Source organism: Bacillus sp. z60-11 (assembly GCF_046464135.1).
Lineage (GTDB): Bacteria > Bacillota > Bacilli > Bacillales > Bacillaceae > Bacillus > Bacillus sonorensis_A.
On record NZ_JBIYSN010000001.1, the window covers coordinates 326,207 to 350,979 of the forward strand.

Here is a 24,773-nt window from a genome sequence, read left to right on the forward strand (position 1 = left end):
AAGAAATGTTTTCCACTAGGGGAGTCCTTGATAAGGGCTGAGATAAAAGTGTGACTTTTAGACCCTCATAACCTGAACAGGTTCAAACCTGCGTAGGGAAGTGGCAAGGTATTTGACGATGTCTATATGCAAATTCCAAACCACTTTTCCTGCGGGGAAAGTGGTTTTTTCATTTTTCAGGAATGAAGGAGGAGCCTTGAAATGAAATTTTCAGAAGAATGCCGAAAAAGCGCTGCCGAATGGTGGGAAGGCAGCTTTGTCCACCCGTTTATCAAAGGAATCGGAGACGGCACACTTCCGGTTGACCGATTTAAATACTATGTCATGCAGGATTCCTACTATTTGACCCACTTTGCCAAAGTCCAATCCTTTGGAGCGGCATATGCTCAAGATTTGTATACGACAAGCCGGATGGCTGACCACGCGAAAGGCACATATGAAGCCGAGATGTCGCTCCATAGAAAATTTACTGACCTTTTGGGGATTACAGAAGAAGAAATCAACGCGTTTCAGCCGTCGCCTACGGCATATGCCTATACGAGCCACATGTACCGTTCCGTCATGAGCGGTAATTTTGCGGAAATTCTCGCCGCATTGCTTCCGTGCTATTGGCTTTACTACGAGGTCGGCGAAACGCTGAAAACGTGCAAACCTGACAATGCCGTGTATCAGGAATGGATCGCGACATACGGAGGAGACTGGTTTAAAAAATCTGTAACGGAACAGATCAACCGCTTCGATGAACTGGCTGAAGACGCTGATGAGAAAACCCGCGAGAAGATGAAGGAGAACTTCGTCATCTCCAGCTTTTACGAATACCGGTTCTGGGATATGGCCTATCAAAAAGAAAGCTGGTCACAAAGCGGGGTGGATCAGGTTGCAGCTTCACGCGATCACCGATAACAGGCATTCTGTGGAGGAATTGGCGGCAAAAATTATTTCCATCAAGAATGCTGCTGACTTTATCCACATTCGCGAGAGATCAAAGCATACAGGCGACATATCTGATTTAATCAGCAGGCTGCTCATCGGCGGCGTGGATAAACAAAAGCTCGTCATCAATGACAGGGTGGATGTCGCGTTGTTCCACAATATCCATCGTGTTCAGCTGCCGTCGCACGGCTTTTCTGTCAAGTGTGTGAGAGATCGTTTTCCGCATCTGAAAATCGGCAAATCTGTTCACTCGGTTCAAGAGGCGGTTCAGGCTGAAAAAGAAGGGGCCGATTACGTGCTGTTCGGCCATATTTTTGCGACAGACAGCAAAAAAGGCCGGACAGGAAGAGGAACCGCGAGCCTCGCTGATGTGAAGGCGGCCGTTCGCATTCCGGTTATCGCAATCGGCGGGATCACCGCAAAAACGCTTCCTGACGTGCAGAAGGCTGATCCTGACGGGATCGCGGTCATGTCGGGGATCTTTTCGAGCGACAGCCCGCATGCGGCAGCCGCACGGCTTTCCTCGATCATGAAGGGAGATTCATATGAAAAAGCGCTATGACACAATCGTGGTCGGAGGAGGCATCATCGGCGCTTCGATTGCTTATCATCTTGCAAAAGCAGGGATCAAAACGGCTGTTTTTGAAAGCGGTCAAATCGGACAAAAAGCGACAGGTGCGGCGGCGGGCATGCTCGGCGCCCATGCCGAATGCGATAAACCCGGGACATTCTTTGAATTTGCCAGAGTGAGCCAACAGGCATACAAACGCCTCACCGCTGAATTAAAACAGACCAGCGGGATTGACATCAAAAGACATAACGGCGGAATTTTAAAGCTCGCCTTTTCTGAAAGCGATCGAGAGCGCCTTATGAAGATGGGAGAACTGGATTCTGCCGAATGGCTGAGCGCGGAAGAGGTGTATGAGAAAGAGCCTTATGCGGGAAAAGGAATACTCGGCGCCAATTTTATTCAAGACGATGTTCATGTCGAACCCGTTTCCGTTTGCCGGGCATTTGCCAAAGGAGCGAGAATGGCGGGCGCCGATATCTTTGAATTTGCCCCTGTCATATCGATCGAGCCCGGGTCTGGCGCGCACGTGGTCACGACGGCGGCGGGCAAGGCGGAAGCGGAGCATGTCGTGATCGCAAGCGGTGTGTGGAGCGGTGTTTTCTTCAAACAGCTCGGCTTAAATAAAAGATTTTACCCTGTCAAAGGTGAGTGTCTGTCCGTTTGGAATGACGGGATCCCTTTAACAAGGACACTGTATCATGACCACTGCTACATCGTCCCCCGCCATAGCGGGAAGCTTGTCATCGGCGCCACGATGAAACCGGGGGATTGGAGTGAACAGCCTGAGCTCGGCGGAATCGAAGCCGTCATCAAAAAGGCGAAAACGATGTTGCCCGAGATCGAAAACATGAAAATTGACCAATGCTGGGCCGGTCTCAGACCGGAAACCGAAGACGGTAATCCATACATTGGCAGGCATCCGGAAAACACACGGATTTTATTTGCGGCCGGGCATTTCAGAAACGGCATTCTTTTGGCGCCAGCAACAGGCGAGATGATCACCAATATGATACTGGACCGACCTGTTGATCAAACGTGGCAAGAAGCGTTTAAAGCGGACAGAAAGGAGGCTGTTGGCGGATGAACATTCAGCTCAATGGACGGCAGGTAGAGTGGAAGGATGACGGGGGGACGATTTACGATCTGCTCGCATCCTATCAGCTGGAAAACCGGGTTGTCGTCGTCGAAAGAAACAGAGAAATTATCGGAAAAGACCAATATCGCAAAGTCGAATTGGAAGAACACGATGTCATCGAAATCGTTCATTTTGTCGGAGGGGGATAAACATGTTAAAAATCGCGGATCGAGAATTTCAATCAAGGCTATTGCTCGGAACGGGAAAATACCCGTCGTTTGAGGTCCAAAAAGAGGCCGTGAGTGTATCAGAGTCTGAGATTTTAACCTTTGCAGTGAGGAGGATGAATATTTTTGAAGAGTCGCAGCCTAACTTTTTGGAACAGCTTGATTTAAGCCGCTATACGCTGCTTCCGAATACGGCCGGCGCGAAAACGGCCGAAGAAGCGGTGCGGATTGCCAAGCTTGCCAAAGCGAGCGGCCTTTGCGACATGATCAAAGTGGAAGTCATCGGCTGCGACCGTTCGCTTTTACCTGATCCTGTCGAAACGCTGAAAGCTTCCGAAACTTTACTGGAAGAAGGTTTTATCGTCCTGCCGTATACATCGGATGATGTCGTGCTGGCGAAAAAACTGGAGGAGCTTGGCGTCCATGCGATTATGCCGGGGGCCTCCCCGATCGGTTCAGGACAGGGGATCATCAATCCGCTCAACCTGTCGTTCATCATCGAACAGGCTCAAGTTCCAGTCATTGTCGATGCCGGAATCGGTTCTCCGAAAGATGCCGCATATGCGATGGAGCTCGGTGCTGACGGGGTGCTATTGAATACCGCTGTCAGCGGTGCAAAGGATCCTGTGAAAATGGCGCATGCGATGAAGCTTGCCGTTGAAGCGGGACGGCTCGGTTATCTTGCCGGAAGAATTCCGGAAAAAAACTACGGCATTGCCTCAAGTCCTGAAGAAGGGAAGTTGACGATTTGACCGGCAGATATTCGAGGCAGGAGCTGTTCCGACCGATCGGGCCGGACGGCCAGAAAAAACTGCAGGACGCCCATGTGCTTCTGATCGGGGCAGGGGCTTTGGGGGCGGCGAGTGCTGAGATGCTTGTAAGAGCCGGGATCGGCTCGCTGACGATTGCTGACAGGGATTATGTGGAATGGAGCAATCTTCAGCGTCAGCAGCTCTATACAGAAGAGGATGTCGCTCTCCATCTGCCCAAGGCGGCTGCTGCTGAAAAAAGGCTGCGTCTCGTCAACAGCTCCGTCCGCATCAAAGGAATCGTCACGGACGTAACCGCCGAGAAAGTAATCAGCCTCGCTGAAGGCGCTTCTTTGATCATTGATGCGACGGACAATTTTGAAACCCGGCTGATCGTAAACGATGCAGCCGTCAAATTGGGCGTTCCTTTTCTCTACGGGGCATGTGTGGCAAGCTATGGCATTACCTACACCGTTATCCCCGGCAGAACGCCTTGTCTTCATTGCCTTTTGGGGCATCTGCCGGACGGCTTCCTGACATGTGACACAGCAGGCGTCATCAGTCCGATCGTCCAGCAGGTAGCCGCCTTCCAGGTCATAGATGCTCTTAAGCTTTTGACAGGACATCAGGCGGGCGGGGTGCTCCGCTCATTTGATATATGGACAAACGAAAGATCCGAAATTCGGGCCGATGCCCTTAAAAATCAGGCGTGCCCGACTTGCGGGACCCGGGATTTCCCGTTTTTGTCCGCGGAAAACGAAACAAAAGCCGCCGTGCTCTGCGGCCGGGAAACGGTTCAAATCAGACCGGCGGGCGGCCGGGTGCCTGAATTAAAAGAACTGGCTGTGAAATTGAAACAAGCAGGTTTGGATGTGACAGGGAATCCTTATCTTGTATCCTGCAGGCTAAAAGAGTTTAAATTCGTCATTTTCCGTGACGGCCGCGCTTTTATTCACGGAACAAACGATGTCAACAAAGCGAAAACGATATACCACAGGTGGATTGGCTAAACACCGAAGGGAGCAGAGACATGATGAGCATATATAAAGCATTGACGATCGCCGGATCTGACTCAGGCGGAGGAGCGGGTATCCAAGCCGACCTCAAAACCTTTCAGGAGCTAAAAGTTTTCGGGATGACCGCTTTGACGGCGATTACCGCACAGAACACAACAGGGGTGCACGGTGTTTATCCGCTTTCTCCAGAAGCGCTGGCAAAGCAGATTGAAGCCGTCGCCGAAGATTTAAGACCGGATGCTGTGAAGACGGGAATGCTCTGGAGCGCGGAGATGATTGAAGTCATTGCTGAAAACATCACGAGATACGACTTGGGAAACGTCATCGTCGACCCCGTCATGATTGCCAAAGGAGGAGCTTCATTATTAAATGATGAAGCCGTGGAGACATTGAAGCGGCGCCTTCTGCCGCTGGCTTATGCGGCAACCCCGAACATTCCGGAAGCGGAAGTGCTGACCGGAAGAAGCATCAAAACGATGGATGATCGCAAAAAAGCGGCGGAGGAATTGCATAAAATGGGGGTCCGTTACCCGATTATTAAAGGCGGGCATCAGCCGGAAAACCAAAAAGTGACCGATCTCCTCTTTGACGGAGAAAGCTTCATTGAACATATCAATCCTTATATTGAGACGAAAAACACTCATGGAACAGGCTGCACGTTTGCCGCTGCTCTAACGGCGCAAACGGCGAAGGGGTGTGAGATACATGAAGCTTTTCAAGTCGCGGAAGAATTCGTTCACGAAGCGGTTGCAAACAGCCTGGATATCGGAGCCGGCCACGGGCCGACCAATCATTTTGCCTATCAAAAGAGGGGCGCGAGACTGTAGCTAACAAAGAAGAATTAGAAAACGGCAGCGTGTTTTTTACGGAACGCCTGCCGTTTTTTTTCGGAAATTGTCAGACTGCTATCAATTGTGATACTATATATTATGATCAGGTACTAATAAAATGTTAATCATTAGGAGGATTTAATACATATGAATTTATCTCTTGAAGGTCGCAATATTGTCGTCATGGGAGTTGCCAATAAACGAAGCATCGCGTGGGGGATTGCCCGCTCGCTTCACAATGCCGGCGCCAGATTGATTTTTACGTATGCCGGAGATCGCCTTGAAAAATCGGTCAGGGAGCTGGCAGATTCCTTGGAGCGCAATGATTCGCTTGTTCTGCCATGCGATGTCACAAACGATCAGGAAATTGAAGAATGCTTTGCCAAAATCAAAGAGGAAGTTCAAGTCATTCACGGCATTGCCCACTGCATCGCGTTCGCCAACAAAGAAGAGCTGACAGGAGAATATTTGAATACGACCCGCGACGGTTTTCTCCTTGCACACAACATCAGTTCATATTCACTGACAGCGGTCGCCAAAGCGGCCCGCGGCATCATGACAGAAGGCGGAAGCATTGTCACGCTGACATACCTCGGCGGAGAGCGCGTCGTTTCAAACTACAATGTCATGGGTGTTGCGAAAGCTTCGCTTGATGCAAGCGTCAAATATTTGGCGAGCGATCTCGGAAAAGACGGAATCCGCGTCAACAGCATTTCCGCGGGTCCTATCCGGACATTGTCAGCCAAAGGAATCAGCGACTTCAACTCCATCTTAAAAGAGATTGAAGAGCGCGCACCGCTTCGCCGCACGACGACACCGGAAGAAGTCGGCGACACGGCCGCTTTCCTGTTCAGCGACCTTTCCCGCGGCATGACCGGCGAAAACCTGCATGTGGATTCCGGCTATCATATTATTGCCCGATAAAATAAGGGCTGAAAAAGCAATCCTAAACAGGATTGCTTTTTTCTTTTCTTCTGATTTCTCCGTTCCCGTCATATAGATATACCATGAACGCAAACGGAGGGATAAAGATGTCTAATAAGAAAAACGACGCGGAGCAAAAGCCGCTCATGTATATTGTGCAGCCGGATTATGGCACGGCGGACGCCAACATGCAGGATATTCTCATTAAACGAAAGAAAAAGGAAAAGCCGGTTCCTTCGGAGCAAAAGGCAAAGCGGAAAGAAGAGCGCGCAGAAGCTTCGCCTTCCAAGGAGAAAGAAGCGGAAGCCGTGCACAAAGAGGAGACGGACGGACCTGAAAAAGGGATGAAGCCGGTTAAGAAGCCGATCAGCAAAATGTCCATCAATGAAAAGATCGACTTTTTAACAAGCCTGCCGGGAAATATGCCAAAAACCCTTTGTCTGATAGAAGCAGACGGAAAAACATACAGAGGGACGATCGTTGACAAAAAAGACGGAGCGGTCTTCGTTCGGACATCGAGCAAAGGCGCTCCGGCGAAACTTGCGATCGAGAGCATCACGTCGCTGCACCCGCTCGGCTTTTAACAAAAAAAGTCCCGGTTCAGGGACTTTTTATTTTGAACGGTTGATCAGTTGCGGATTGAGACATTCGATAGCACAGAAGCATTCCAAATCGACTTCGATGCAGAAATTCGTTTTTTCAAGGCGGAACACATCGCATATTTTATCTTTATCATCTGTAAAATCGAGAATGCGGCGGTTTTCATCAAAGGCGATCAACAGTCTTAGTGTGGCGCAGCAGTCATCGATATTTTCCACTCTGAAGAAAACGGTGCTGAAACAAGGGCCTGCTTGAAGTTCACCCACATTTCCGAACGCTACAAAAGGCTTTGACTTTGATGTGTATAAAATGAATGGAATGGTGTCGCCTAAATTGCGTGTCGGTGACAGCAGGTTGCTGAAGCAGCTGGTCGGGCAGCCTTCCTCTTCAATGGCGTTTTGCAGGTCGTGGATGTTTTCGACGGCTTCACAAACACAATTGTCGCCTGAAAATTTCGTCATGTTATCATCCCTCCTAAATCAGGATTTTAATTTCGTTTCGAAACGGCCGGGTTTTTATTGGCAAAAGGAGCTGCCGAGAGCCGGCAGCCGTTGTAAAGAGTGTACCAAGCCGTCCTTATGGGCGAATCGGCTTGATACAGTCCAACATCTTTAACCGTTATGATGATGATTTTTGTCTGCTGTGCGATCGACTAGATCAGGTGACAGACATTGAATCGCACAGAAACATGTCAGGTCAACCTCGATGCAAAAGTCCGTTTTTTCAAGCCCGAAAAAGTCAGGGTCACAAGGGTGGCAAACGCTGAGTGTGTCGCCGTTTATGTCCACAGGCCTCAGGATTGAAAGAGTTGCACAGCAATCTTTTAGATTTTCTGCCCGGAAGAAAATAGATTCGAAACACTGCATATCATCTGAAAATCCGCCGACATTTCCAAATGTTGAAAACAGTCCGCCTTTTTTGTCGTACAAAAGGAACGGAATCGTGTCTTTACCGGAAACAGTCGGACTCAGCAGGTTGCCAAAGCAGCTTGTCGAGCACGCTGATGTTTCCTCGACTGCATTCTGCTCTTCAATAATCTGCTCAACTGCTTCGCATACACAATTTTCATGCCGGCCATGGTTTTTTCCGCAGCTCATGGATTTCAGCTCCTTTGTATAGGATATTTGACTTTAGTCTTTAACAAGATATGTACCCGTGCCCTTGTTGGTGTGGGTGATCGTCTATAAAAATGAAGAAAAGCAGAGCTTGGTGGCTCTGCTTTTTGTATTAGATGATGCCGACAATAAGCGTTGCGATGACAACTGTGAGCGTTTGGACCGCCGTGCTGACCAATACAGCGACATCTGTATCTTCTGTTGTGACTGTTACATCGCGGGAATTGTCGATGACCAATTTTTGTCGGTTTGCTTGTTTGTTTGCTGTTACCTGCAGCAGGTCTTGTGATACAAGCTCTGCAAGCTCAGCATCATCAATGATTGCAAGAACGACTGTGACGATCGCTGTCTGTACTGCTGTCATGACGGATGCGACAACTTGCGTTTCCTCGGTAGAGACTCTGATATCGCAAGAGTCTTTGATGATGATCGTTTCATCTGAAAGCTGTTTGTTAATGTTGAACTGATCGAGCTCCTGATTGATAAATGCCTCGTCTTTGCCGCATTTGCAGCTGTAGTCATCACAAAGCTGTTTCTTAGGGAATCTCGGATAATACTCTGATCCCGGATGCTCGCATTCAGGATCAAGCGCAACCCAAGAATATGGTCTGGTTTCCATTTGATTTCCTCCTTCCATTTACTATTATTAAATGTTCAAACTCTTGAACTTGTATATGGCAGATACCCTACTCCAAATCCCCATTTTTTTCTTCTTTTTCGGCTGTCGTCTCCTGTTGCCTTCTTTGTTTGAGCTTTTCTCTTAATTTATTTGAACGTCTTCTTCGTCTTGGTTTTTCTTCAGACTGTGAGGAAGCCTCAGCTTGGGATTTTTGCTTCTCTTTCTGTTTTTGGATGAGGGCTTCGGATTGTGCTTTCAAATCATCGAGAATGTTCAAAATGGTTTCCTTTTCCCCTTCTGACAGCTTCCGCACATTATCTTTTGAGACGCCGTGTTTTCTTAGAATATTTTGGACAAGCGTATTCGTTAGCGGGCTGACATCTGCTTTAAGTTTTTCGCGGTCTGACAATTGATTCTCACCTCAATTTCTAAAAAATATTAGAAAGAAAGAAGCTTTAAAGGATGTCAAGTTCTGTTAAAAGCGCGATCAGCACTTCAATTAAAACTTGGACTGTAAGAAGGATCTGCAGAGAGGAAAGTGTAATGGTTACATTTCGGCTGCCAATGACTTGAATGAAAAATTTCTTTCTATTTAGCAGTCTATTTACGGCTAAAACGTGTTCAGTGACGATGTCTGCCGTATCCTGATCTTCGATCGCTATCTGCGCCGACATGATCATCAATGTGATGACGATGGCCTGTAAAGAGAGTGCGGCTGTTACGTTTGCCGTGTTGATCGTGACATGTTCCGAATCAATCACTTCAATCAACTGGTCATATTCACTGGTTAGTTCGTTGAACGTTTTCTCATACAGTTCTTCGGCATTTTCATGAAACGACATAACCTTCACTCCTTTCTTATCCACACTTTATTAAATGCAGACCGGTATCTTAGCGGAATAAGGAAAACATACAATTCAGCACCCAATTTTAGAGGAATGAAGCTTCTCGCATCATGTTTATGATGCGAATAGCATATATTTGGAAATAGACTTTTTTAGAGGGGGAGCCCTGTGATACAAAGCTGGCTGTTGTTCATTTTAATTTCCATTGCGGTGTTTCGGCTGACGCGCCTGATCGTGTTTGATACGATCACGGCCCCGCTGCGCAGCTTTTTCCACGAGGAAATTGAAGAAAAAAACGAAAAAACCGGTGAAATTGAAACCTATATTGTCATGAAAGGGAAAGGCTTGAGAGCCTGGATCGGCGAGCTGTTGAGCTGCTATTGGTGCACGGGGGTGTGGTGTACGGCGTTCTTGCTGATTTTTTATGCCTTCATTCCGGACGTCGCCCAATGGCTGATCCTCTTGCTTGCCATCGCAGGCTTAGCGGGGGTGCTGGAGACGATCGTATCAAAATGGCTGGACTGAATGGGGGTTTGTCACAGCAACTTATCGAAGAAAGAATCATATAATGGCACATAAGAATGAGAAAGGAAGGAATGGCAATGAGACAATTGAAAAGACGGCAGCAAGGCCGATTAAAGAATGCTTCCAGCAACAATCAGTCCACTTTCTCAAAAAAAGTGAAGAAAAAAGGCTGCGGATGCGGCAAAAAAAAGAGAATTCAATAATATGAACAAAAAAACCGGAAATCATCCGGTTTTTTGTTTCCCTTTTTTCACCTCTTGCATACATCATTCATGAGGAGGAAGATCGCATGAATCTTTTTGAACAGCTGTTCGAGTCCATATTCGAAAAGCATCAGCGAAAGCAGGCAGATCATGAGCGGATCATGTTTGATAACGAGAAAGAATTGGACCGGTTTGATCGCTTCGCAGCACAGTTTGAACAACAGCTTGAACAATTTGCGGAATACGCTGAAAAACGGCTGGGGGAAGAGGGGAATCTTCCGGGCATTTTTAAATAATCCACACAAGCCCTATGCATCAATCCAAGCGAAACCTAGCAACTATCATATCGTGTAGAGAGAAAAGGAGGTGCTTTAGATGGGCTTTTGTTGTGGCGGAGGCTATGGCTATGGCGGAGGCGGCTATGGCTCGCAATTTGTGCTGATCGTTGTGTTGTTTATTCTTCTTATCATTGTAGGTGCTTCTTTTAAATACTAATTCTCTAGTTCAAAAGGAAGAGAGCGCCGCGCCTTTGGTTTGCGCGCTCTCTTCTTGTTCAGGTGGAAAAGCACAACACGTTTTCCGAATGCATAAGATAGCGTATCACTCCCAAAAAAGGAGGCAGGGGTATGGACAATCAATTTTTCAAGAAAATTGAAAAGAAAACGGGCGTCAGTATGACGGACGTCATGCAGCTGGCAAATTCTTTGCAAAACGCAAACTTCAAAGATGAAAATACGGTCCGCAGCGTCATCAAGCGCGTTGCACAATTGGCGAACAAACGGGTTCCGAAGGAAATGGAAGATAAGATCGTCGAATCGATTGTCAGCGGAAAAGAAAAAATGGATTTCAATACGATCACGAAAATGATGAACTCCAAAAAATAAACACCGCGCCTTCCGATGAAAGGGAGGCCCGGTGTTTTTTACTTGAGTTGCAATTCAGGTTTCGGTTTTAAAAGCGGCTGCAAAAATCTTGAGCGGTATGCGCTTCGGCCTCTTCTGACCGAAGGGACGCTGATATATAAATTGTGTTCGGCCCTGGTCATCGCGACATAGAGGAGCCTTCGTTCTTCTTCAAGAGCGGTTTCATCCCCTTTTCTCGCCGCATCGAGCGCGAAATCGTGGGGGATGGAGCCGTCTAGCGCTCCGAGGATATAGACCGTTTTAAATTCGAGTCCTTTCGCGCGGTGGATCGTCAAAAGCTGGACACCGCCGGGATCGGGTTTGCTTTTTTCGGCAGCCCGCATATGGTCGACATGTTCGAGAAATTCCGGAATCGTCTTGAATTTTTTCGCTGCTGTTTTGAGATCGCGCAGATCATCCGACCCTTTTTCGAGCTTGTTGCCTTCGTTTCCGCGCTTTTTCAAGTAATCGGAAAAGCCCATCTTTTCCTCGGCAAACGTGATCGCTTCGACCGGTTTCATCGTTTTCAGGCCGGTGAAAAAAGGAATGATTTTTTTGATTTTTTCGCGCTGAAACGGTTTGATGTCAGTTAATGTTGCGAGCGCCTCTACCATTGTGCAGTCTTCCGTGATCGAGGCGGCTTTGAGCGTATTTAATGCGGACTGTTTGAGAAACAGCGCCGGCAAAAGCTGTTTGATGGCTTCGGCATCGTCCTGATTTTGGCTTAAATACAAAAAGCTGAGCATCTGCCGGACAATCCGCCTGCTGTAGAATGTTCTGACGCCTTGCTCGGCTGCGTAGGGAACGGCTGATTGATGGAGCCGTTCAAAAATGGCCCGTCCGCCGCTGTTTGTCCGATAAAGCACGGCGAAATCTTCCGGCTTTGCCCCCATTTCGATTTTTTTCCGGATATCTGAGACGACCATGATCGCTTCTTCTTCCTCATCATAAGGATAAAATAAAATCGGTTTTTTCTGGTCGTCCCTGACTGCTTTCAATGTTTTCGGGAAGCGCTTTTTATTTTTTTTCACGACCGCGTCCGCACTTGCCACGATCGGGTGGGATGACCTGTAGTTGGTTGTGAGGCGGATCGTTTTCGCGTTTGGGTAGTCTTGATCAAAGTCCAGTATAAAAGACGGGCTGCTGCCTCTGAACGCGTAGATCGACTGATCATCATCCCCGACGCATGTCAGGTTGTTTTCAGGACTTGCGAGAAGCTTGATGATCGCGTATTGAACGGGATTGATATCCTGAAACTCATCGATCAGAATCGCATGAAAGCGCATCTGGTATTTCTCTAAAACATCGGGCCGTTCTTGAAAGAGCTCATAGCATGCCGATGCCATATCGTCAAAATCGAATTGCCGCCGCTCTCTTTTTCGTTCTTCATAATGGCGGTACAGCCGGTGCACCCGCTTTTCCCATTCGTCTTCAAGGGGGATGCGCTCTTTCGGAAGGTAAGCGTTCTTCCAGTAGCCGATCTGCTGGATCGCTTGGTCAACGGGAAAATCCTTTTCATCAAGACCTTCTTCGGCCAGCGCCATTTTGATATACTGTTCTTTTTGCCATTCCCATTTCAATAAATGCTCGCCATTCCATTTATCCGGATCGTGATGATAGAGAATTTTATAAAAAAGGCTGTGGAATGTGCCGGTCACGATGCGGTTGACAGTGCGTTCGGCCAGTCCGTACTGGGAAGCCATCCGCTCCTTCATTTCCTTCACCGCTTTTGTCGTAAATGTCACAAGCAGGATGGCTGACGGCGGGACATCGAGCTTTTCGATCATATACGCCGCCCGGGCGGTTAATACCCGCGTTTTCCCGCTTCCGGCACCGGCCAGGACTAACAGCGGCTCCTCTGAAGCAGAAACGGCTTCAAGCTGTTTTTCATTTAAAGGGATATTCGGAAACACCTGCTCTGCCGCCGCTTCTGTCTCCGGAGCAAACGGAGTCGAAACAGCCGCTTCTCTCGGCGGCTCCCAATGTACCGTCTGCTGTGATTCTGCAATCGCTTTTCCTTGCGGCAGGCGGAAGACGCCGCTTTCCTGATAGTCCGCTTCTTTGATCTCTTCTGTTTGTTCTTTCAGATCTTCCGCTTCACATAGAGAAAAATCTCCGTTTTCTCTATGGAAAAATTGCGGCTCTTCATGAATCGTCAATTTCAGTCTGAGAGGTGTGCCGCAGTGTTTGCAAGTGATGCGGTCTTTTCTTGCCTCATCAAAGAGGAATTGAAGATGTTCTCTCGAATATTTATGTATATGAATGTCTCGGTTATTTAATCGGGCGCATTTCAAAAAGAGCACCTCCAACAATTGGTAGTCGTCCAGTTGTGAGACAACGTCTATCATATCAAATGAGATCCGTTTCAAACAGTCGATTTTTGGGAATGTAAGTGTGAGGGGGAGGAACGATGGGATATTTGCCGCCGGTTCACAATGATCAGTATAGACAATACGCCAATCGCAGCATCAACCGGAAATCAAATTATGCATATATACAAAAAACTGCCGATATTCCAAGCGAACGGGCTTACCGGGAAGTGGAGAAAAGAGAGGAAAATCTGTCCGCTTTCGGAAAGCGGCTGCAGGAAAAGAAGCGGAAAAAAGCGCTGAACCGCCGGGGCGGAGGCCGGAAAACGAGGGGAAACCATATCAATGAGTCTGTTTAACTGTCATGCCCATGAAAAACCCCGGCCGTTGAAGGCCGGGGTTTTCGTTATTTTTTGCGAAACTTTTTGAGCCCGAAATAGAGAATAATCAAGGCGGCAGCCGCGAACATGATCGGTGTTGTGTATGTCCGGGCGACATTTTCGACATGATCCCACTTGCTGCCCAGCTGTATGCCAAGGTAGACGAATAAAATCGACCACGGGATGATGGCGAGCACAGTCAAGCCGGTGAATTTCCAAATCGGCATTTTGGCGATGCCGGCCGGAATGGAGATGGCGTGGCGCACCACGGGGATGAACCGGGCTGAAAAGACAACGCCGCCGCCGTATTTTTCAAACCATTTTTCCGCTGTTTCGATATGATGCTTTTGGATGAATAAGTATTTTCCGTATCTATATAAAAACGGACGTCCTCCGTAGTAGCCGAGCCAATAAAGAAACAATTGGGCAATCGTTCCCCCGATGACGCCGGCGATCACGGCTCCGGTGATGGTGATCGTTCCGTTTGAGACCATGTATCCTCCGTAAGCGAGCACGATTTCACTGGGGATGATCTCGATCATTAAACCGATTGCAATCCCGAGGTATCCGAGATCGGTCAGCCACATTAAAATATCATTCACTATGCTTCCCATTTTCTTTTTTTCACCCTGCCTTTACACTTTCATCAGCCGAACTTTCAGGCCAGCTGCAGAAATGCCTGCCGCTATTGACGGAAACAAGCGAATGTTAAAACCCGCTCGGATGGGCTTTATGCCATTCCCAAGCGCTTTGAATAATGGTTTCTAAATCGCTGTATTTCGGCTTCCACCCGAGCTGTTCCTGCAATTTCCCGCTGTCTGCCACAAGCACAGGCGGATCTCCCGCTCTCCGCCCGTCCGTTTTTTTCGCAATGATTCGTTCTGTTATCGTTTCCGCAGTTTCAATGATTTCTTTTACGGAATGTCCGGCTCCTGTCCCTACATTATAAACATTTTGTTTCAGTCTGTCTTCATATATCCCGGAAAGAGCTGAAAGATGGGCCGAAGCTAAGTCCAAAACATGAATATAGTCCCTGATGCACGTCCCGTCCGGTGTCGGATAATCATCACCGAAGATGGAGATGGCCGCCCGCCGGCCCAGGGCTGTTTGCAGAACGAGCGGGATGAGGTGGCTTTCCGGATTGTGGTCTTCGCCGATGGCTCCGTTTAAGGCGGCGCCTGCCGCATTGAAATAGCGGAGGGCGGCCCACTTCACACCGTGCTTTTTGCCGACCCAATGGAGATACTTTTCAATCATCAGCTTTGATTCGCCATAAGGATTGACCGGTGCGAGCGGATCGGTTTCTTTAATCGGTTTGTTTCCGGTTATACCGTAGACGGCAGCGGTTGAAGAAAACACGATGTTTTTGATACCTGCACCGATAATCGTTTCAAAAAATGCACATGATTTCATCGTATTTTCCCTAAAGTAGTGCTCCGGCTTTTCGATTGATTCTGATACAAGGCTCTTTGCGGCGAAATGGATGACAGCATCGACCTCATGCCGCCTGATCATCGCTTTGACCAATTCGCTGTCGCTGATATCGCCTTCGTAAAAGTGGGGGGCATGAACAGCTTCCCTGTGCCCTGTAGACAGATTGTCAAGAACGACAGCGGCTATGTTTTGTTTTTTGAGTTCGAGAACGGTGTGGCTGCCGATATATCCGGCACCACCGGTGACCAGCACTGTTTTCATCGCAAAGCTCCTTTCTGCATCTCCCTTTTTAAGACGCTTTCCAAGTAGGCTAACAGGTTTGGCCGCATTTCCTCGCGCATCAGGCCGATCTCCGTGCTCGCTTTAAAACAGCCGAGTTTGTCACCGATATCGAAACGGCTTCCTTCCAATTGCCGGGCACAAATGTTTCGTGTTCTGCAGATTTCCCTGAGTGCGTCGGTCAATTGGATTTCGTTTCCCGCGCCCCTTTTCGTATGTTCGAGCACCGGGAAGATCGCAGGGTCCAAAATATAGCGGCCCATCACCGCAATATTGGAAGGCGCTTCTTTGACCGAAGGTTTTTCGACGAGATCCTGAATATCATAGACTTTATTTTTTTGCACGGTCGTCTGGATGATCCCGTATTTGCTGACATCTGCCGGTTCAACCGTCTGAACGCCGATGACTTCTGTCTGGTATTGTTCATAGACATCGATGAGCTGCTGGAGAGCCGGCTTTTCCGAAACCATAATGTCATCGCCGAGCAGGACGGCGAACGGTTCATCACCGATGAAGTGACGTGCTGACAACACCGCAGCCCCGAGTCCGAGGGGCTCTTTTTGTCTGATGTAATGGATGTTTGCCATGTCGGCAATGTCCCGTATTTCCTTTAATGTTTCAGTTTTTCCTTTGTTTAATAGACTTTGCTCCAGCTCAACCGACCGGTCAAAATGATCTTCAATCGAGCGCTTATTTCTTCCTGTAATGATCAAAATATCTTCTATTCCTGATTGGACGGCTTCTTCGACAATATATTGTATGGCCGGTTTATCGACAATCGGCAGCATTTCCTTCGGCTGCGCTTTTGTCGCCGGGAGAAATCTTGTTCCCAACCCCGCTGCTGGGATGACGGCTTTTTTTACTTTCATATTCCTTCACTCCTGTTCATTTTTGTTTATCGATTTGTTTCCGGGTCCTGAAACACCCAAAGCCGGTTACCGGCAAAATTGACCGCCATGCCGAGAACAGTTGCTGCTATTTTGCTGATCACAAGGGACAGCCCCCTTTGTTGAAGAGCGTATAGAAGCAGAAAAGTCATGGCTGACGCTGCTAAATTGATGATGATAAATCGGAAAACTTCCTTTCCGTGGGCTTTTTCTTTGACTTGAAACGTCCATGTCCGATTCCAGATATAGCTGTTAGCCACCCCTGCCGAATAGGAGAAAATCTGAGCGATAAGGTAGGGGACATGGAGTGACGTCAGGAGGAAAAATACGCCGAAATCAATGAGTGTGTTTCCGACTCCGACGGTTCCAAAACGAAATAATGTGACGAGCTTCTGTTTGATCATAGCGGCATTCGATTTTGACCTCCCATCGGATTTTTAGCGCTTCCTTCAAAGCTTAAAAACAACTTTAATGGATAATGTTGAATAAACGATAAACAAAAGATGAACAAACTATGAAATGTTTTTCCGGGAAAAGAAAAACCGTTCCAATTTGACTTGGAACGATTACTTTTTCACCATTTTCACATGGGGAATATTCGCGTCTAAAAATTCCTCTGAAACGACTTTGTAGCCGTGTTTTTCATAAAATGGGACGGCCTGCGTCTGGGCGTTCAGCATAAATTGATGAGCCCCCTGTTTCCGGGCTTCCTGTTCGAGCGCTTCAATGATCAGGTTGCCTATGCCAAGCGAGCGGTGGCTTTTGAGGACGCAGATCCGTTCAAGCTTGCCGAAATCGTCGACAAGGCGGAGACGCCCGGCTCCGATCGGCTCTTTTCCGTCATAGATAACAAGATGTGAAGACTCTTGATCGAGATGATCCATTTCTTCTTCCGGAGATACGTTTTGTTCTTTGATAAATACTTTTTCTCTTACAAAAAATGCGTCTTCCAGCTGTTGTTTATTCTTCGCGATGACGGCTTCCACTGGGACTCATCACTCTCCTAAAATAAAAGTTTCATACACTGTCCACGAGCCGTTGTCCAATTGGTAAAGCAGGTGAAAGCGGTCAACGGTTTCTTCGTGTGACGCATCTCTCATTTTCAGCGAGCCGAGGACATCGGAATGCTCGTCATTTGACAGGTTTTGGGCGATCGTGACATGGGGAACAAACGCATATTCCGGTTTGTCTTCCAAAACGCCGCTGTACATTTTTTCGTGAAGCTCTGTCAGCTCCTCGTTCGGTTCGGCTTTCATGTAGATGACATTGTTCACGGGAGCGAAAGAGCTGAATTTCGTGATTTTGAGCGGGATCGGCTTGAGTTCTTTTGCCAGTTCTCGCAACTGCTGCACGACTTGGCCGATTTTTTCTTCAGACGCTTCAAAAGATGTTCTTAGTGTAAGATGAGGCGGGATTAAAGCGTAATTCGGATCATAGCGTTTTCGATAGGAATTTGCAATATCCTGAAGTTTTTTTGATGGAAATAACACAATACCGTATTTCATTTTGTTCCCTCCTTAAACAATTTATATGGTTTAGTATATCAAAGATAGGCCGATATACGGAGAGCTAGAGCATTTTTTTTAAAGCAGGGGTGATCAGAGGCTGCCAGTACGTCCACTTATGATCACCATCAAATGTTTCAAAGTCATAGTCCGCCTTCTTTTGTTGAAGCAAGTCTTTCAGTTTTTGGTTGGGCTTCGTAAAATCGAGTATTTGCTCATCTGTTGTGTGAACTTCGGTTTCTTTTGTGCCGATTTGGTGGCAGATGGAGATCAGCTGCAGGGAATCGGAGTGCAGCACCTTGTCCAATACATGGTCATCGACATAAGGGGACTGCATGATGACATTGCCGAACATATTCGGGTAATCAAGCGCTGTCATCAAGGAGACCGTCCCGCCGAGCGAATCACCAATCAGGGTCCGCCCTGATCCGACCTGGTATGTCGGATATTCACGGTCTGCGAAAGGAACAAGTTCATGTGCGAGAAAGCGTTTGTAAGCTTCAAACTTCGAGCCCTCCGGATGGTATGTAAGCCGTCTTTCCTGCACGTTTTTGTAAGGAACGCCGATGATGATGGACCGTTCGATTTCACCGTTGTTAAGCAGTTCCTCAAGCTGGCGGCTGATGCGGCCGAGCCGGAAATAGTCGTGCCCGTCCTGGGCGATGATGACATGGTATTTGTAGAGCGGGGAATAGGAGGCGGGCAGATAGACCAAAAGCTCCATTTCTTCGCCGAGCTCTTTTGAAAAAAGCTTTTTTTCCTGAATGACTCCTGTTTTCATAGCCAAGGTGAATTCCTCCAGAAATGATGTTGTGAACGTTTCCATACATTGTAACACGAATTTCACAAAAATTCTCTTGCGAAACGCAATTTTCGCTTATCAAAAAGGCCGCCGGAAATCGGCAGCCTTTCAGCGTTTTTTCTCATACCAGGGGGTGGACGGTCGATCCGCAGGATATCCGTATTGCTCGCGGTATCTTTTTCTTTCTTCTGTGAAATCCCACCAGCTTTTCCCGCTTCCGGGATTGTTGGCGTAATAGACGATACAGCGCAGCGCATCTTCTGCACAAGGGTCTTCCCAATAGCCTTTTCGCTTTTCGAGGCGGATGATCAAATCCGCACCTGTCTCATCTTTGATGTCAGCGAGCGAATAAAAGCCTAAATCGATGACCTCCTGAGCGATTTTCGGGCCGATGGAAGGAACCGTTTGGAATTGGGCGAGCGCTTTGATGTATTTGGCCCGCGCCATAGTTGAACCGAGCGCTTGAGCAAGGCTTTTCACTTCCATTTCCGCTGTGTCTTTTACTTTGACCTTGGCGGCTCTTAACCCGGAGCGTTCTTTGTCTGTAAGAGGAAGCTTCATATCAAAATCACCTTCATTCAAATATAGAGATCGAACATGCTGACTTGATAACCAAGCTGTTTTAAATAGTTGAACAGCTGGGCGCGGTGGTGGAAGATATGGGTGAGTGTTTCCGCCAGCCAGCGGCTTTGGGTCATGCCTTCTTCAAGATAAAACGGTGTTGTTTTCTTTGTTAACAATGCTTGATCTGACATGGAGACGAAATAGGTTTTCAATTGTTCAAAGCCTGTTTTCATGGCTTGCGTCATGTCATCCGCAGATTGGAAGTCCCCATAGCGGTTTTCAATGACAGCGATATCGCTTTGCTTTTTTTCCTGCATAATCGCCAGGTCTGATTCCGGTATGGCGGCAAGGTGGCAAGCGAGCTCTTTCAGACTGCGCATGTTGTCGGCGGGGCGGTAGGACCAGTCAGATTCCTTCACCTTTTCGAAAAGAAGGCATGTCGATCGCACCCCCGTTTCCATTTCGTGCAAGAGAACATCTCGCATTGTGTGAACAGCATTCATCAGCGTCACCCTTTCTACGTGAATATACCTTGATCTTACCACGCAATCCTGACAGCTTTTGTCATGGTTCGAAAAAATCAGCTGTAGCGCACCAAAAGCTCAGCCGCTTTTTGTTTTAGGCGCTCTTTGATTTCCGCCGGTTCGATCACAACAGCTTCAGCGCCTAAATTCCATAATAGGTCAGCAATATAGTCCATTTCCGCTGTTGGAATATCTGTATTGATCGAGCCGCTTCCGTCTTCATTCATGGCAACGATTTTCGCCAAATCAAGGTCAGACATCGCCTGTCTTACGCCGGCCGGTGTCAATTGTGCACATAAACGAACGGGGTCCGGACACTTGCTTTCAGAAGTCTGAATCCAGCTGAGAACGGATTGATATGGAAGAGAGAGGGCTTGTTCGTCTGTTGTTTTTTCCGCTTTGACAATGCGGTCTGCGCGAAACAGCCGGAAAGCCCGCCTTTTAAAACAGTATGCCGGCAAATACCAGAAACCATTCCAGCTGTATAAGCCGATCGGCTGTATTGATCTTTTCGTTTCTGCCGCTCCCTCATAATGGATGGTTAAAACGGATTGCTCTACAGCGGCATCCAGCAATGTGATTAAATGCTCTGCCGCCTTTGGACGATGCGGATTCCAGAAGACGATCCTGTCCTTCATCGCATCGATCCGCTTTTGCGTGTTTTCCGGGAGGTGATGATAAAATTTTTTTAAAACCGTCCTCGTTTCCGTTTCGAAGGGCAGCGAGCCAAAAAACTGCAAAGATTGATAGGCGAAAAACATGGCGGCTGCCTCAGATTCTGTGAAAAAAAGCGGGGGCAGCATCGGCTCATTCAGCAAATAATAGCCTCCATTGGCGCCTGTTTCGGAATAGATGGGGACACCGAGCGCGCTCAGCTCGTCCAAGTCCCGGAGAATGGTGCGGTAGGAAACCCCGAATTCGGCTGCAAGCTCCCCGGCGGTGAATTTTCGCTTTGTTTGAATGGTCATCATCAATTCGATTAATCGCTGTGTTTTAGGCATCGCTTCCTCCCACTGGCCGTTTTTTTCATCATACCACTATGTAGGCGGTCGAAAGGTAAAAAAAAGACTCTTGAAAAATGTCCTGAATTAGTTTAAAGTAAAGAACAATCAGAAAATTAAACAGATTTCTTATCACGAGAGGTGGAGGGACTGGCCCTTTGAAACCTCAGCAACCGGTCTGCACTGAACTTTGTCCAGTGTACCAAGGTGCTAAATCCAGCAAGCGAATGCTTGGGAGATAAGAAGAAGCGCATAATCCCCCTTCTTCTTATGAAGAAGGGGTTTTTACTTTTTAAAGGATGGTGTCATATGACTGAACATGTACAAACAACATTGGCGCAAATCGGAAACCGCAGTGATGAAATAACGGGAACCGTCAACCCCCCCGTTTATTTCTCGTCCGCCTACAGGCATAAAGGAATCGGGGAATCAACCGGATTTGACTATATCCGCACAAAAAATCCAACAAGACAGCTTGTGGAAGATGCGATCGCGAAACTCGAAGGGGGGACGCGCGGCTTTGCGTTCAGTTCGGGTATGGCCGCCATTCAGACGATCATGGCTCTGTTTCAAAGCGGAGATGAGCTGATTGTTTCCTCGGATTTATACGGAGGAACATACCGTCTGTTTGAAAATGAATGGAAGAAATACGGTCTGCGCTTTTTGTATGATGATTTTGCAGATGAAGACTGTATCAAATCAAAGATCACGGCGAACACAAAAGCGCTTTTTGTGGAAACCCCGACTAACCCGCTGATGCAGGAAACCAATATTCAAAAAGTCGCTGGAATCGCCAAAGCCCATGATTTACTTCTGATTGTCGACAATACGTTTTACACCCCGGTGCTGCAAAAGCCGATTGAACTGGGAGCTGACCTTGTTATCCATAGTGCGACAAAGTATTTGGGCGGCCATAACGACCTTTTGGCAGGGCTTGTCGTCGCCAAAGACGAAGAGCTGGCAGAAGAGATGTTTCAGCATCAAAACGCCATCGGCGCAGTATTGTCACCGTTTGACTCCTGGCTTTTGATGAGAGGCATGAAGACGCTGGCCCTCAGAATGAAGCAGCACGAGGAAAACGCGCGTGAGCTCGCGGCCTTTTTAAAAGAGCAGGAGGAAATTGCCGATGTTCTTTATCCGGGAAAAGGCGGCATGCTGTCATTCCGTGTCCAAAAGGAGGAATGGGTCAACCCGTTTCTTCAAAACCTAAAAACAATCTGCTTCGCCGAAAGCCTTGGAGGTGTTGAAAGCTTCATCACCTATCCGGCGACACAGACCCATATGGATATACCGGAAGAAATCCGCATCGCCGGCGGCGTCTGCAACAGGCTCCTTCGTTTTTCGGTCGGAATTGAGCATGCAGCGGATTTGAAGGATGACCTCAAGCAGGCATTGCAGAAAGTGAAAGAGGAGGCGGTTGGCCGATGAGTAAGGGAAATTGGACACTCGAGACAAAGCTTGTCCACAATCAGCATAAAACCGATGGAACAACAGGAGCCGTCAGCGTACCGATCCAGCATGCCTCCACCTTTCATCAAAGCTCATTTGACCAGTTTGGCGAATATGACTACAGCCGTTCAGGAACGCCGACAAGGAAGGCGCTTGAAGACGCGATCGCCGAGCTGGAAGGGGGGACGCGCGGCTTTGCGTTTTCTTCGGGAATGGCCGCCATTTCCACCGCTTTTCTGCTTTTGTCCAAAGGGGATCATGTCCTGGTCACAAAGGATGTCTACGGCGGAACGTACCGGATGATTACAGACGTGCTGAGCCGCTTCGGGATTGAGCACACATTCGTCGATATGACGGATTTAAATGAAATTGCTTTAAACATCAAGGAAAACACAAAAGTCATCTACTTAGAAACACCGTCAAATCCGACGCTCGGCATTACCGATATCACCGGCGTCGTCAAGCTGGCGAAAGCGCACGGCTGCCTGACGTTTCTCGATAACACGTTCATGACCCCGGCGCTTCAGCGTCCGCTTGAGCTCGGCGTTGATGTCGTGCTCCACAGCGCAACGAAATTTTTAAGCGGCCACAGCGACGTTTTATCAGGGCTTGCCGTCGTCAAAGACGAAAAGCTCGGGGAAGACCTTTATAAACTGCAAAATTCGTTTGGCGCGGTCCTCGGTGTTCAGGACTGCTGGCTTGTGCTGAGAGGGCTGAAAACGCTCCAGGTGCGGCTTGAAAAAGCGAGCAGGACGGCTCAGCAGCTCGCCGAGTTTTTCGTGAACCATCCTGCCGTCAAACAAGTGTATTATCCGGGACTGTCTTCACATCCGGGCGCTTCGGTTCACAAACAGCAGGCGAACGGCGCCGGCGCGGTGCTTTCCTTTGAGCTGGAGGATGCGGAAGCCGTCAAACAGGTTGTGGAACATGTCTCTCTCCCCGTCTTTGCCGTCAGTCTTGGAGCGGTAGAATCGATTCTCTCCTATCCGGCGAAAATGTCGCATGCCGCCATGCCGAAAGAGGAGCGCGCAAAACGGGGCATTACCGACGGACTTTTGCGACTGAGCGTCGGTGTCGAACATGCCGATGATTTACAGGCGGACTTCGCACAAGCCTTAGAAACCGTAACGGAGACGCTCTTCCGCACGTAGGAGACGAAAAAGCCGGGGATTCCCCGGCTTTTTTGCATCACAGAAGTGATGAAAACCATGTTCCAAGCATTGTTCCGACATAATTGCCGATCAGATAGCCGAACGTGCCGACGAGCATGATCGGGGCGATGAGCTCCCGCCAGCCTTTTGCAATTGCCATTGCAGCCGCCGTCGTCGGACCGCCGACAGAGGCGTTCGTCGCAAGCAAAACTTCTTCAAGCCGAAAACGGAGGATTTTTCCCGCTGCCAGCGAGACGAGCAGATTGGACATGGCAATGATAAAGACAAACGCTAAAAGGAGCGGAGCATTCATGAGGATGATCCGCAAGTCTGCGGGGATGCCGATCACCACAAAAAATAAATAAATCAAATAAGTGCCGATTTCCTGAGTACCCTTTAGCTTTTCAAACCAGCGCGGAAAGGCGAAGGTTAAGAAAAGCGTCAGCGTTGTCAAAAGCAGATACTGATCGCCGAGAATGCCGGAGATGAACTGGGCGAAAAACGACCCGCCGTCGGAAGCGAGCCGTTCTTTAAAATAAGCCGCCGCTTTCACGGAAACGACAACGATCGCAAAAGCAGCTCCCAGTCCTAAGGCGATATCCTGCAATGAGATTTCTTTTCGTTTCCAATAGGCTTCCGCCTCGTTTTGTCTCGGCGCCGCCGCTTTCCCTCCGGCAAAGCGATTTTGAAACCATTTCACCGCCGGTATGCCCATTAAAATGAAAAAGAGCAGCGCCATCATGAAGTTATCAGCGACAACTGTCGATGAAACAAATTCTCCAGGAGGGGAAAATTTCGCCGCCATCGCCGCGAAATTCACCCCTCCTCCAATATAGGAAGCACTGATCATTCCGCCGATTTTGTCAAGGTGTGGAATCTGCTCTTTAAAAAGAAAAAATGCGAAAATGCTTCCGATCATTGTACCGATCGCACTGATGCAAAACATAAACAGAAGCCGGCCGCTTTCCCGGAGAATTTTCCGGAGGTTGATTTGAAAAAGCAGCAATGGAATCGCCAGCGGAACGACATATGTCCAAACCGCGTCATAAACAGGCGATTCGGTCGGCAGGATCCCCACATTCGTAAACAGCATCGCCCCGGCAAGCGCCAGCACCGCGCCTGACACCGCCGCCGCCCAGCGAAACCGCTGCTCCAAATAAATGCTCACCGCCGCCCAAACCGCAATAAATCCCCAAAGCATCCACACATCATCCGCTGAAATGACTGAATTCATAAAACCCCTCCTGTCTTTATTTTGAATTATCTGATAATTATAAGTTGGAAGGCAGATTTGATCAATAGGGAACAGAAGAACACTGAGAGAACGATCCCATTAAGAATTGAAAGTTTGTGT

General features: G+C 48.2%; 33 protein-coding genes and 2 riboswitches. Of the genes, 16 read left to right on the plus strand and 17 right to left on the minus strand.

What is annotated here, in order from left to right; translation table 11 throughout:
* Positions 1–7: 7 nt before the first annotated feature.
* Positions 8–116: riboswitch (TPP riboswitch) on the plus strand.
* 85 nt (positions 117–201) lie between these two features.
* The 9 genes from tenA (at position 202) to ACINLD_RS01770 (ending at position 6,909) form a co-directional block, all read left to right on the plus strand.
* Positions 202–903 carry a thiaminase II gene (tenA, locus tag ACINLD_RS01730; RefSeq protein ID WP_026586430.1) on the plus strand — a complete coding sequence of 234 codons (702 nt, stop codon included), beginning with the start codon at positions 202–204 and terminating at the stop codon, positions 901–903.
* Positions 878–1,495 carry a thiazole tautomerase TenI gene (gene tenI / locus ACINLD_RS01735; RefSeq protein ID WP_026586431.1) on the plus strand — a complete coding sequence of 206 codons (618 nt, stop codon included), beginning with the start codon at positions 878–880 and terminating at the stop codon, positions 1,493–1,495. The genes tenA and tenI overlap by 26 nt, the downstream gene beginning before the upstream one ends.
* A complete protein-coding gene (gene thiO, locus ACINLD_RS01740; protein WP_410206886.1) occupies positions 1,479–2,588 on the plus strand; it encodes a glycine oxidase ThiO in 1,110 nt (369 codons plus the stop codon). Before tenI ends, thiO begins: the two co-directional genes overlap by 17 nt.
* Entirely contained in the window at positions 2,585–2,788 is a 204-nt protein-coding gene (gene thiS / locus ACINLD_RS01745; RefSeq protein WP_026586433.1) for a sulfur carrier protein ThiS, read from the plus strand. Before thiO ends, thiS begins: the two co-directional genes overlap by 4 nt.
* Before the next feature lie 2 nt (positions 2,789–2,790).
* Positions 2,791–3,558: a thiazole synthase gene (locus tag ACINLD_RS01750; protein ID WP_026586434.1), complete on the plus strand. Its 768-nt coding sequence runs from the start codon at positions 2,791–2,793 to the stop codon at positions 3,556–3,558.
* On the plus strand, positions 3,555–4,565 hold the full coding sequence (locus tag ACINLD_RS01755; RefSeq protein ID WP_026586435.1) for a ThiF family adenylyltransferase: 1,011 nt from the start codon (positions 3,555–3,557) through the stop codon (positions 4,563–4,565). The genes ACINLD_RS01750 and ACINLD_RS01755 overlap by 4 nt, the downstream gene beginning before the upstream one ends.
* A 23-nt stretch (positions 4,566–4,588) precedes the next feature.
* Positions 4,589–5,398, plus strand: a complete 810-nt coding sequence (thiD, locus tag ACINLD_RS01760; protein ID WP_026586436.1) for a bifunctional hydroxymethylpyrimidine kinase/phosphomethylpyrimidine kinase — start codon at positions 4,589–4,591, stop codon at positions 5,396–5,398.
* Positions 5,399–5,548: 150 nt separating this feature from the next.
* Positions 5,549–6,325, plus strand: a complete 777-nt coding sequence (fabI, locus tag ACINLD_RS01765) for an enoyl-ACP reductase FabI (protein WP_026586437.1) — start codon at positions 5,549–5,551, stop codon at positions 6,323–6,325.
* Between the two features lie 107 nt (positions 6,326–6,432).
* Positions 6,433–6,909: a CotO family spore coat protein gene (locus ACINLD_RS01770; protein ID WP_026586438.1), complete on the plus strand. Its 477-nt coding sequence runs from the start codon at positions 6,433–6,435 to the stop codon at positions 6,907–6,909.
* 27 nt (positions 6,910–6,936) lie between these two features.
* Here ACINLD_RS01770 and ACINLD_RS01775 read toward each other — a convergent pair whose 3' ends face one another.
* The 5 genes from ACINLD_RS01775 to ACINLD_RS01795 all read right to left on the minus strand — a co-directional run bounded on the left by ACINLD_RS01775 (position 6,937) and on the right by ACINLD_RS01795 (position 9,501).
* Positions 6,937–7,386 (minus strand): CotY/CotZ family spore coat protein, encoded by a 450-nt coding sequence (locus tag ACINLD_RS01775; protein ID WP_026586439.1) that lies wholly within the window; start codon positions 7,384–7,386, stop codon positions 6,937–6,939.
* 150 nt (positions 7,387–7,536) lie between these two features.
* Positions 7,537–8,022, minus strand: coding sequence for a CotY/CotZ family spore coat protein (locus tag ACINLD_RS01780; RefSeq protein ID WP_026586440.1), 486 nt, complete (start codon positions 8,020–8,022; stop codon positions 7,537–7,539).
* Between the two features lie 130 nt (positions 8,023–8,152).
* Positions 8,153–8,659, minus strand: a complete 507-nt coding sequence (locus tag ACINLD_RS01785) for a spore coat protein (protein WP_026586441.1) — start codon at positions 8,657–8,659, stop codon at positions 8,153–8,155.
* Between the two features lie 67 nt (positions 8,660–8,726).
* The gene (locus ACINLD_RS01790; protein WP_026586442.1) at positions 8,727–9,068 is read right to left on the minus strand and encodes a hypothetical protein; all 342 of its coding nucleotides are present in this window, start codon (positions 9,066–9,068) and stop codon (positions 8,727–8,729) included.
* Positions 9,069–9,114: 46 nt separating this feature from the next.
* Positions 9,115–9,501 carry a spore coat protein gene (locus ACINLD_RS01795; RefSeq protein WP_026586443.1) on the minus strand — a complete coding sequence of 129 codons (387 nt, stop codon included), beginning with the start codon at positions 9,499–9,501 and terminating at the stop codon, positions 9,115–9,117.
* A gap of 171 nt (positions 9,502–9,672) precedes the next feature.
* Here ACINLD_RS01795 and ACINLD_RS01800 point away from each other — a divergent pair, with 171 nt between their 5' ends.
* The 4 genes from ACINLD_RS01800 (at position 9,673) to ACINLD_RS01815 (ending at position 11,116) form a co-directional block, all read left to right on the plus strand.
* The gene (locus tag ACINLD_RS01800) at positions 9,673–10,029 is read left to right on the plus strand and encodes a DUF1360 domain-containing protein (RefSeq protein WP_026586444.1); all 357 of its coding nucleotides are present in this window, start codon (positions 9,673–9,675) and stop codon (positions 10,027–10,029) included.
* A 289-nt stretch (positions 10,030–10,318) separates the two neighbouring features.
* On the plus strand, positions 10,319–10,528 hold the full coding sequence (locus ACINLD_RS01805) for a hypothetical protein (protein ID WP_410206887.1): 210 nt from the start codon (positions 10,319–10,321) through the stop codon (positions 10,526–10,528).
* A 79-nt stretch (positions 10,529–10,607) separates the two neighbouring features.
* Entirely contained in the window at positions 10,608–10,727 is a 120-nt protein-coding gene (locus ACINLD_RS01810) for a YjcZ family sporulation protein (protein ID WP_026586446.1), read from the plus strand.
* Positions 10,728–10,858: 131 nt separating this feature from the next.
* Positions 10,859–11,116, plus strand: coding sequence for a stage VI sporulation protein F (locus tag ACINLD_RS01815; RefSeq protein WP_026586447.1), 258 nt, complete (start codon positions 10,859–10,861; stop codon positions 11,114–11,116).
* Positions 11,117–11,154: 38 nt separating this feature from the next.
* Here the strand turns inward: ACINLD_RS01815 and ACINLD_RS01820 are convergent, their stop codons facing one another.
* On the minus strand, positions 11,155–13,428 hold the full coding sequence (locus ACINLD_RS01820) for an ATP-dependent helicase (RefSeq protein ID WP_410206888.1): 2,274 nt from the start codon (positions 13,426–13,428) through the stop codon (positions 11,155–11,157).
* Between the two features lie 116 nt (positions 13,429–13,544).
* Here ACINLD_RS01820 and ACINLD_RS01825 point away from each other — a divergent pair, with 116 nt between their 5' ends.
* Positions 13,545–13,802 carry a hypothetical protein gene (locus ACINLD_RS01825; protein ID WP_026586449.1) on the plus strand — a complete coding sequence of 86 codons (258 nt, stop codon included), beginning with the start codon at positions 13,545–13,547 and terminating at the stop codon, positions 13,800–13,802.
* 47 nt (positions 13,803–13,849) lie between these two features.
* On the opposite strand, the gene ACINLD_RS01830 is transcribed toward ACINLD_RS01825, so the two are convergent.
* The 10 genes from ACINLD_RS01830 to ACINLD_RS01875 form a co-directional block, all read right to left on the minus strand.
* Positions 13,850–14,437, minus strand: coding sequence for a DedA family protein (locus ACINLD_RS01830; RefSeq protein WP_026586450.1), 588 nt, complete (start codon positions 14,435–14,437; stop codon positions 13,850–13,852).
* Positions 14,438–14,531: 94 nt separating this feature from the next.
* Positions 14,532–15,518, minus strand: coding sequence for a UDP-glucose 4-epimerase GalE (gene galE, locus ACINLD_RS01835; RefSeq protein WP_026586451.1), 987 nt, complete (start codon positions 15,516–15,518; stop codon positions 14,532–14,534).
* Positions 15,515–16,405, minus strand: coding sequence for a UTP--glucose-1-phosphate uridylyltransferase GalU (gene galU / locus ACINLD_RS01840; RefSeq protein ID WP_410206889.1), 891 nt, complete (start codon positions 16,403–16,405; stop codon positions 15,515–15,517). The genes galE and galU overlap by 4 nt, the downstream gene beginning before the upstream one ends.
* Positions 16,406–16,431: 26 nt before the next feature.
* Positions 16,432–16,827, minus strand: coding sequence for a GtrA family protein (locus ACINLD_RS01845; RefSeq protein WP_026586453.1), 396 nt, complete (start codon positions 16,825–16,827; stop codon positions 16,432–16,434).
* A 162-nt stretch (positions 16,828–16,989) separates the two neighbouring features.
* A complete protein-coding gene (locus ACINLD_RS01850; RefSeq protein ID WP_410206890.1) occupies positions 16,990–17,409 on the minus strand; it encodes a GNAT family N-acetyltransferase in 420 nt (139 codons plus the stop codon).
* A 9-nt stretch (positions 17,410–17,418) separates the two neighbouring features.
* A complete protein-coding gene (locus ACINLD_RS01855) occupies positions 17,419–17,928 on the minus strand; it encodes a YjcG family protein (protein WP_026586455.1) in 510 nt (169 codons plus the stop codon).
* Between the two features lie 64 nt (positions 17,929–17,992).
* Positions 17,993–18,715, minus strand: a complete 723-nt coding sequence (locus ACINLD_RS01860; protein WP_026586456.1) for an esterase family protein — start codon at positions 18,713–18,715, stop codon at positions 17,993–17,995.
* A 123-nt stretch (positions 18,716–18,838) separates the two neighbouring features.
* Positions 18,839–19,291: a helix-hairpin-helix domain-containing protein gene (locus tag ACINLD_RS01865; RefSeq protein ID WP_409444884.1), complete on the minus strand. Its 453-nt coding sequence runs from the start codon at positions 19,289–19,291 to the stop codon at positions 18,839–18,841.
* Positions 19,292–19,308: 17 nt separating this feature from the next.
* Positions 19,309–19,797: a DinB family protein gene (locus tag ACINLD_RS01870; RefSeq protein ID WP_026586458.1), complete on the minus strand. Its 489-nt coding sequence runs from the start codon at positions 19,795–19,797 to the stop codon at positions 19,309–19,311.
* A gap of 77 nt (positions 19,798–19,874) precedes the next feature.
* Complete coding sequence (locus ACINLD_RS01875) at positions 19,875–20,819, minus strand: helix-turn-helix transcriptional regulator (RefSeq protein ID WP_077737028.1); 945 nt, start codon at positions 20,817–20,819, stop codon at positions 19,875–19,877.
* A 126-nt stretch (positions 20,820–20,945) separates the two neighbouring features.
* A riboswitch (SAM riboswitch) is annotated at positions 20,946–21,064 on the plus strand.
* Between the two features lie 64 nt (positions 21,065–21,128).
* Between ACINLD_RS01875 and ACINLD_RS01880 the strand changes: the two genes are divergently transcribed.
* Entirely contained in the window at positions 21,129–22,247 is a 1,119-nt protein-coding gene (locus ACINLD_RS01880; protein ID WP_410206891.1) for a methionine biosynthesis PLP-dependent protein, read from the plus strand.
* Complete coding sequence (gene metC / locus ACINLD_RS01885; RefSeq protein ID WP_026586461.1) at positions 22,244–23,419, plus strand: cystathionine beta-lyase; 1,176 nt, start codon at positions 22,244–22,246, stop codon at positions 23,417–23,419. The genes ACINLD_RS01880 and metC overlap by 4 nt, the downstream gene beginning before the upstream one ends.
* A gap of 37 nt (positions 23,420–23,456) precedes the next feature.
* On the opposite strand, the gene ACINLD_RS01890 is transcribed toward metC, so the two are convergent.
* Entirely contained in the window at positions 23,457–24,653 is a 1,197-nt protein-coding gene (locus ACINLD_RS01890; protein ID WP_026586462.1) for a DUF819 domain-containing protein, read from the minus strand.
* Positions 24,654–24,773 lie beyond the last annotated feature (120 nt).

Bases quoted from the DNA above. Each gene is read 5' to 3' on its own strand.
- ACINLD_RS01750 (WP_026586434.1), top strand. From the start codon at position 2,791: ATGTTAAAAATCGCGGATCGAGAATTTCAATCAAGGCTATTGCTCGGA.
- ACINLD_RS01825 (WP_026586449.1), top strand. From the start codon at position 13,545: ATGGGATATTTGCCGCCGGTTCACAATGATCAGTATAGACAATACGCC.
- ACINLD_RS01870 (WP_026586458.1), bottom strand. From the start codon at position 19,797: ATGAATGCTGTTCACACAATGCGAGATGTTCTCTTGCACGAAATGGAA.
- ACINLD_RS01785 (WP_026586441.1), bottom strand. From the start codon at position 8,659: ATGGAAACCAGACCATATTCTTGGGTTGCGCTTGATCCTGAATGCGAG.
- thiD (WP_026586436.1), top strand. From the start codon at position 4,589: ATGAGCATATATAAAGCATTGACGATCGCCGGATCTGACTCAGGCGGA.
- ACINLD_RS01770 (WP_026586438.1), top strand. From the start codon at position 6,433: ATGTCTAATAAGAAAAACGACGCGGAGCAAAAGCCGCTCATGTATATT.
- ACINLD_RS01875 (WP_077737028.1), bottom strand. From the start codon at position 20,819: ATGCCTAAAACACAGCGATTAATCGAATTGATGATGACCATTCAAACA.
- ACINLD_RS01880 (WP_410206891.1), top strand. From the start codon at position 21,129: ATGACTGAACATGTACAAACAACATTGGCGCAAATCGGAAACCGCAGT.
- ACINLD_RS01830 (WP_026586450.1), bottom strand. From the start codon at position 14,437: ATGGGAAGCATAGTGAATGATATTTTAATGTGGCTGACCGATCTCGGA.
- metC (WP_026586461.1), top strand. From the start codon at position 22,244: ATGAGTAAGGGAAATTGGACACTCGAGACAAAGCTTGTCCACAATCAG.
- ACINLD_RS01815 (WP_026586447.1), top strand. From the start codon at position 10,859: ATGGACAATCAATTTTTCAAGAAAATTGAAAAGAAAACGGGCGTCAGT.
- ACINLD_RS01855 (WP_026586455.1), bottom strand. From the start codon at position 17,928: ATGAAATACGGTATTGTGTTATTTCCATCAAAAAAACTTCAGGATATT.
- ACINLD_RS01795 (WP_026586443.1), bottom strand. From the start codon at position 9,501: ATGTCGTTTCATGAAAATGCCGAAGAACTGTATGAGAAAACGTTCAAC.
- tenA (WP_026586430.1), top strand. From the start codon at position 202: ATGAAATTTTCAGAAGAATGCCGAAAAAGCGCTGCCGAATGGTGGGAA.
- ACINLD_RS01845 (WP_026586453.1), bottom strand. From the start codon at position 16,827: ATGATCAAACAGAAGCTCGTCACATTATTTCGTTTTGGAACCGTCGGA.
- thiS (WP_026586433.1), top strand. From the start codon at position 2,585: ATGAACATTCAGCTCAATGGACGGCAGGTAGAGTGGAAGGATGACGGG.
- ACINLD_RS01805 (WP_410206887.1), top strand. From the start codon at position 10,319: ATGAATCTTTTTGAACAGCTGTTCGAGTCCATATTCGAAAAGCATCAG.
- ACINLD_RS01865 (WP_409444884.1), bottom strand. From the start codon at position 19,291: ATGAAGCTTCCTCTTACAGACAAAGAACGCTCCGGGTTAAGAGCCGCC.
- fabI (WP_026586437.1), top strand. From the start codon at position 5,549: ATGAATTTATCTCTTGAAGGTCGCAATATTGTCGTCATGGGAGTTGCC.
- ACINLD_RS01810 (WP_026586446.1), top strand. From the start codon at position 10,608: ATGGGCTTTTGTTGTGGCGGAGGCTATGGCTATGGCGGAGGCGGCTAT.
- thiO (WP_410206886.1), top strand. From the start codon at position 1,479: ATGAAAAAGCGCTATGACACAATCGTGGTCGGAGGAGGCATCATCGGC.
- galU (WP_410206889.1), bottom strand. From the start codon at position 16,405: ATGAAAGTAAAAAAAGCCGTCATCCCAGCAGCGGGGTTGGGAACAAGA.
- galE (WP_026586451.1), bottom strand. From the start codon at position 15,518: ATGAAAACAGTGCTGGTCACCGGTGGTGCCGGATATATCGGCAGCCAC.
- ACINLD_RS01780 (WP_026586440.1), bottom strand. From the start codon at position 8,022: ATGAGCTGCGGAAAAAACCATGGCCGGCATGAAAATTGTGTATGCGAA.
- ACINLD_RS01890 (WP_026586462.1), bottom strand. From the start codon at position 24,653: ATGAATTCAGTCATTTCAGCGGATGATGTGTGGATGCTTTGGGGATTT.
- ACINLD_RS01775 (WP_026586439.1), bottom strand. From the start codon at position 7,386: ATGACGAAATTTTCAGGCGACAATTGTGTTTGTGAAGCCGTCGAAAAC.